This window comes from uncultured Negativicoccus sp. (assembly GCF_902480485.1).
In the GTDB taxonomy this organism is placed as follows: Bacteria; Bacillota; Negativicutes; order Veillonellales; family Negativicoccaceae; genus Negativicoccus; species Negativicoccus succinicivorans.
On record NZ_CABSTC010000066.1, the window covers coordinates 1 to 5,943 of the forward strand.

Annotated in this window: 6 protein-coding genes; all 6 read left to right on the plus strand. The window is 44.4% G+C overall.

The window, feature by feature from the left end:
• Positions 1-153: 153 nt before the first annotated feature.
• Positions 154-873 carry a DUF4198 domain-containing protein gene (locus RDN69_RS05585; protein WP_024049283.1) on the plus strand — a complete coding sequence of 240 codons (720 nt, stop codon included), beginning with the start codon at positions 154-156 and terminating at the stop codon, positions 871-873.
• 242 nt (positions 874-1,115) lie between these two features.
• Positions 1,116-1,745: a DUF47 domain-containing protein gene (locus RDN69_RS05590; RefSeq protein ID WP_024049282.1), complete on the plus strand. Its 630-nt coding sequence runs from the start codon at positions 1,116-1,118 to the stop codon at positions 1,743-1,745.
• Complete coding sequence (locus RDN69_RS05595; RefSeq protein ID WP_024049281.1) at positions 1,738-2,733, plus strand: inorganic phosphate transporter; 996 nt, start codon at positions 1,738-1,740, stop codon at positions 2,731-2,733. Before RDN69_RS05590 ends, RDN69_RS05595 begins: the two co-directional genes overlap by 8 nt.
• Positions 2,734-2,838: 105 nt before the next feature.
• Positions 2,839-3,861 (plus strand): cytochrome d ubiquinol oxidase subunit II, encoded by a 1,023-nt coding sequence (locus RDN69_RS05600; protein ID WP_024049280.1) that lies wholly within the window; start codon positions 2,839-2,841, stop codon positions 3,859-3,861.
• A 276-nt stretch (positions 3,862-4,137) separates the two neighbouring features.
• Complete coding sequence (locus RDN69_RS05605) at positions 4,138-5,010, plus strand: pyridoxamine kinase (RefSeq protein WP_024049279.1); 873 nt, start codon at positions 4,138-4,140, stop codon at positions 5,008-5,010.
• Positions 5,000-5,527, plus strand: coding sequence for an ECF transporter S component (locus RDN69_RS05610; protein WP_024049278.1), 528 nt, complete (start codon positions 5,000-5,002; stop codon positions 5,525-5,527). The genes RDN69_RS05605 and RDN69_RS05610 overlap by 11 nt, the downstream gene beginning before the upstream one ends.
• Positions 5,528-5,943: the final 416 nt, after the last annotated feature.

A 5,943-nucleotide genomic window follows, 5' to 3' on the forward strand; every position in this document is an offset into this window, starting at 1 on the left:
AAGGCTTTTTTATTTACTGTATTTATATAAAATAACAAAATATAAACTATATTAAATTAAATAATGAGAACAAATGTTTATAATTTTACAGAAAAATAAACATATGATAATATTAACCATAGGGAATTCATATTTTCTAGAGGAGGAAACGATATGAAAAAAGCAGTAGGATTGGCTTTATGTGCAGGTTTGTTGGCAGGAGCGTTTGGTGCAGCGGATGTATCTGCGCACGGTGTGTTTGTAGCGAACAGCCTGGATCAACGTGTGCTGGTTCTTGGGGAAGGACCTGGCAATAACGTCTATGATCCTGCTTGTGTACAAATGGTGGAAGGCTACGACAAGAATTTTCAACCGACTGCAGTGGATGTAGTTCGGCATGGTGATCATATTTCGTTTGCCAATACAGAAAATTTGGGTGTTACGACGACTTTCTTTGATTATGGCTACTTCACTAAAACTAAAGACGGTAAAACGGTAAATGCCCCGTTTGCGGAAGTGCCGAATGCAGTCAAAACAACACATGCGGTAAAATATAACGTGAATTATTGGAATCCGGAAGTCAAACCGGGTTATATCTACAACGTGCCGATACAAATAGTTCCGTCTGTCAACCCGTTGACGTTGCGCAAAGGCGATACCTTTGAGATTCGTGCTTACAAAGACGGCAAACCGATGGCCGATGCGCCGTTAATTAAAGACGTAATTAATGATCTGACCAATGAATCGAAAACCGATGCGAACGGTCGTGCGACAGTTACGGTGGCAGCTAACGGTTTGAATGTACTCGGCATAGAAATTGCGTATCCGACAGATGATCCTAATACACAGGTGAAATATTTCGCGTCCCTTTCCTTTATTATTGAGCCGGAATAAGCATAAAAAATTTTAATACCATTTGTAAAGATTAAAAGAAGACCTTTTTGCTACTATGTACAGTAAAAAGGTCTTTTTTTGCGTTTTTTTACATGATGAGATAAAGTGATATAGTTTGTCAAGCTTTAGTAATTTTTAGGAATACTGAAAGTTTAGACATGACCTTGAATAGTTTATTATCGATCGCTATGTTATAATGATTTTACATAGAAAAACTTTTGAGGGTGGATAGGAGACGCAGCATGGCATTTCAGTTAAAACCGAAAGAAGAAAAGTTCTTTGCATTGTTGGAAAAGCACGCAGAATTGGGTGCAAATGCAGGAAAAATTCTCTACGACTGTTTTGCAAACAAAATTGACAGTAAAGACGGACTGGAGGAAGTCCAGCGGTTAAAACGAGAAGGCGCGGAGGTTCGTTCAAAGACGATGGAGCGTTTGCAAAAAACGTTTATCACACCGATCGATCGTGAGGATATTCAATCGGTGATTGAACAGCTGGACACGGCTCTGGATGAAATTAAAGAAATCATGGACAAGATGGTTATGTATCATCCGGGCGAGCCGACTCCGGGCGCGGTTGCGATGGCACAGATCGTTGCGAAATGTATGGATGAAATTCGTAAATCGGTGTCGTATATGCGCAACCTCAAGGGTAATTATTTAAAGATTGAAGCACGCAGCAAGAAAGTAAGCAATTTGGAATCACAGGGAGACGTCTACTACCATGAAGAAATGGCGAAACTCTTTACGGAATGTACGGATCCCATTCATATTATTAAATGGAAAGAAATTCTCTCGTCCATGGAAGAAGTGGTCGATGAGTGTGAAATCCTGGTCAATACTTTTCAGCGAGTCGTATTAAAATATGCATGAGCAACTACTTCTTTGGGGAGTTATTATACTTGCCATCGCATTCGACTATATCAACGGTTTTCATGATACAGCCAATGCGGTGGCAACTTCTGTGTCTACTCGCGCCATTCAACCGAAACATGCCATTATGATGGCGGCTATTTTAAACTTTTTCGGTGCTTTGGTAAGTACAGGAGTAGCCAAGACGATTGGCGGAGATATTATTTTATCACCGTCTTTTGTAAATTCAGAAGTCTTAATCGCGGCGCTGATCGGCGCCAATTTGTGGAATATTGCGAGTTGGTATTTCGGTATGCCGTCGAGTTCTTCGCACGCACTGGTTGGCGGTCTTATTGGCGCGGTTTCAGTGAGCGTCGGTTTTCAGGCGTTGGACTGGTCAGGAATCGGCACGATCTTTTTGGCGCTCGTTTTATCGCCGGTGATTGCCTTTGGCGGAGGTTTTTTTGTGATGGTTATGTTGCTATGGTTGTTTGGACGGCGTGCACCGTTTACCCTGAATCGTAAATTTCGTCGCTTGCAGCTTTTTACGGCGGCGGCGATGGCATTTTCGCATGGCTCGAACGATGCACAGAAGTCGATGGGTATTATTACTTTGGCGCTGCTTTCCGCCGGTCATCTATCGTCGTTTGAAGTACCTCTTTGGGTCAAAGTAGTGTGCGCTGCGGCAATGGCGTTAGGGACGGCCGTAGGCGGTTGGAGAATTATTGCAACCGTAGGTCGGAAAGTGTTTCGCATGGAAAGTATTAACGGCTTTGCTGCGGATTTGAATTCCTCCATCGTTATTTCGTTGGCTACGATGTTGCATATGCCGGTCAGTACCACGCACGTTGTTTCGGGTTCTATTATGGGCGTCGGCTCTGCCAAACGTGTTACGGCTGTCAATTGGAATGTAGCGCGCAGCATGGTGGTGACGTGGGTTTCGACTATCCCGTTAAGCGGCTTGGTATCGGCATTTGTGTTTTGGTGTTTACGAGGATTCGGACTGTAGTCCGAATCTTTTCTATGTCGGTGTAGAGGTTTAGCGCTTACTGTTTACATGCTATAATGAGCATAGTTTTTGAAAATATTTGATTTATATAATAGGGGATTGGTAATGAGTATTGTCGAGTCATGGATGCCCTGGCTTTTCCGGTTGGAAACACCGGGATTAGTGATCTTCACCTCGCTTTTGATCGCTTTATATTTTTGGGTTACAGAAACCGATGTTGGTTTGGCGATCACCGCGCCGTGGACTATAAAAAATGACCGAGAGAGGATGGCGTTTTGCTCGCTCTATCGGCCGGGATTTCAGGCCAGTGAGCTTGGTTTGCTGGCCGCTTTTTGGCTGCTGGAAGCTGTTCTTTTAGGGTTGCAAGGTGCGTATTATCAAGTCATTTGGATCGGCGCGGGCTTGGTTGTTTTGAATCTGCTGCTGCGCTTGGGATCTGCTTGGCGCAACGCGAAAGCGATTAAGGGCGCACGTGCAATACGTTTTGTGCATGCGTTGGTCTCGGTTGTTACCGTAATTTATCTGGTCACTGTAGGATTCTCCATTCTTTTAAATATGGGTATGGGGACAGTTACATCCGGCATGATTTTTTGGTCACCGATCGGAGTGGTTTGCGGTATTTGGGCCGTACTGGCTTGCACTTCGCACGGCGCGCTTTATGCGGCTTGGAAAACGACGAATCCGCTGCGCGAGAGATGTCGCGCTTTGGCATTGGTGATCCTGTTCATGCATATTCTGCTGTCCATCATCTTGCTGCTGGCAATATATATGCTTGTGATTTTGCCGACACAGGTGAAACCGATTTTTATTGGCGGCGGCGTGGTTTCTATTCTGATTTATCTTGCAATGTATGTAACAGCGCGTAAACGTCATGTAGGCGCAGCATATTTTCTGGGATATTTTGGCGCAATCGCGGCGTTTACCATGCATCAGCTGGTATTCTATATGATTATGCAGGAAACGGCGTCGCCGGTCGCCTGGGGGCAGATCGTGAACCGTTTACCGGCGTTATTTTTGCCGACGGTGGCGGTTGCTGTTTGCGGTGCGATTCTCGCACTGATATATAAGTGGAGTCGCCCCGTCATCGACTTGCCGCGTACCATAGGCTGGAAACAGAACGAGAAATAGGGAAAGGGCAGAACTTTGTTTTTTCAAAATCTATGCTATAATGTAGTTGTACAGTGTTTACTGTACCCTGATTTCAGGAGCTCTATTGATGATATTTTCCCTGATTATCAATAGAGTGTCGGTATTCTTCTCCTCTATGAATATCGACTAAAAAAGGTGACTGCGGTCACCTTTTTTATTGCTTAATTTTCTGTCATGATTTTTAACTTAAAACTGTATATTGATGTATGACAAGAAGAACTCTATGATGATCTATATCAATGAAAAGGAGTACTTATGAATGAAAAAGTAGCCGGGTTATCGGTACCCAGTTGTCTGACCGTACACGATCTGAGTCTGATGGGACGTTGTGCATTGTCTGTCGCCATTCCGGTCTTGGCGGCATTGGGCGTACAGGCGGTACCGTTGCCCACTGCCCTTTATAGCAATCATCTGGGGTTTGCTCATCACTATATGCTGCCGCTCGATGAAGAAATACCTAAATTTGTGAAAGCATGGGAAGTGAACGGCGTTCACTTTGATGCTTTTTATAGCGGTTTTCTGGCTAATCCCGAGCAGATTCGATTGGTACATAACCTGATTCAGCGCTATACCCATCCGGGAGATTTGATTATGATCGATCCGGCCATGGCGGATCTCGGCAAAATGTATTCAGCATTTGACCATACGATGGTGGAAGCCATGCGCAGTCTATTGCGTGATGCGACGATAACAACGCCCAATTATACCGAATCCTGTTTCTTATGTGATGTGCCGTACCATGCCGGACAGGTTTCAAAAGAGGAGGCACGGCGGTTGGCGAGCGAGCTTGTCAAGCTGGGACCGGAAACGGTAGTGATTACATCATTACCGGTGAAAAAAGGTTATTTGGCTAACTATTTGTATGATCAAAATACGCACACGGAGGCGTGGTTTACCTTTGCAGAAATCCCGTTACCCGCGGTAGGAACGGGCGATTTATTTGCATCCGCGTTAGTTGGCTTGCGACTTAAAGGAGTACCGTGGGCCGGAGCCGTGCAAGTCGCCGGTCAATTTGTGACGAATGGAATTAAAAGATTGCAGGACGCCGGAACAAAAATTGAAAACGGCGTGCCGTTTGAATTGGAATTGCCATATTTGTGGCAGGAAGGTGAAAAATATGCAAAATAGCAATACTATAGAAAAACGAAGTCAATCGACAAGACAAATGGTATATATGGGAGTAGCTATCGCGCTTTGCGTCGTCGCGACAATGGTGCTTATCCCCATGCCCGGTGGCGCTATGGTTCATATGGGCAGCGCGGCACTTTACATTATCGGAATTGTTTTCGGTCGTTGGGTAGGTGCCGTTGGTGGCGGTATCGGTTCGATGATTTTTGATGCTATCGTGGGATTGACCGGATATACACCGTTTTCACTCGTTATTAAAGGCGTGGCAGGTTACCTCGTCGGTTACTTCGGACACACGCCGAATCGCCGGCCCAGCTACGGACGTGTGCTGATCGCGACATTGATCGCGTCGCTCTGGACTTTGGCAGGGTATGTGGTTGCCTGGTGGGCGGTCATCGGCAGCTGGCAGACGGCGATTGCCAATATTCCGTTTTCGCTCATGACATCTGCGTTAGGGATTGTCGTAGCATTAGCGGTAGGTCCGAAATTGTATGAATTGATTCACAAGAAAAAATAATAGAGACCAAAAGGGGAAGCCTGTCGCTTCCTCTTTTGGTTTGAGAGAAAGTCTTTATTGATGCAGGTATTGTACAATACTGCAATTGTGATTTCATTCATAAACTATCGCTGTAAGTCCGTCGACAATTAGTGCGACGGCTTTTTATTTTTATATGCACTGACGAGAATTTGGAAGAGTTCGGTTTTTAGATTTATTTACTAAAACGTCGAAAATGTGTCCCTGTCTACGTTTACATCAAAGTGGTAACAACATATTTATGCAAACGGTCGCAGATGCGTTCAATGTAGATGCCCGCTGGTATGCAAATAAAAATGAAAACGCAGGCAATGATAAAATATTTCACCTTTTTATATCTAAATTTTGTATAATAATATAAAATGTTTGAGAAATGGGGAAGAATATGACTTTACCTG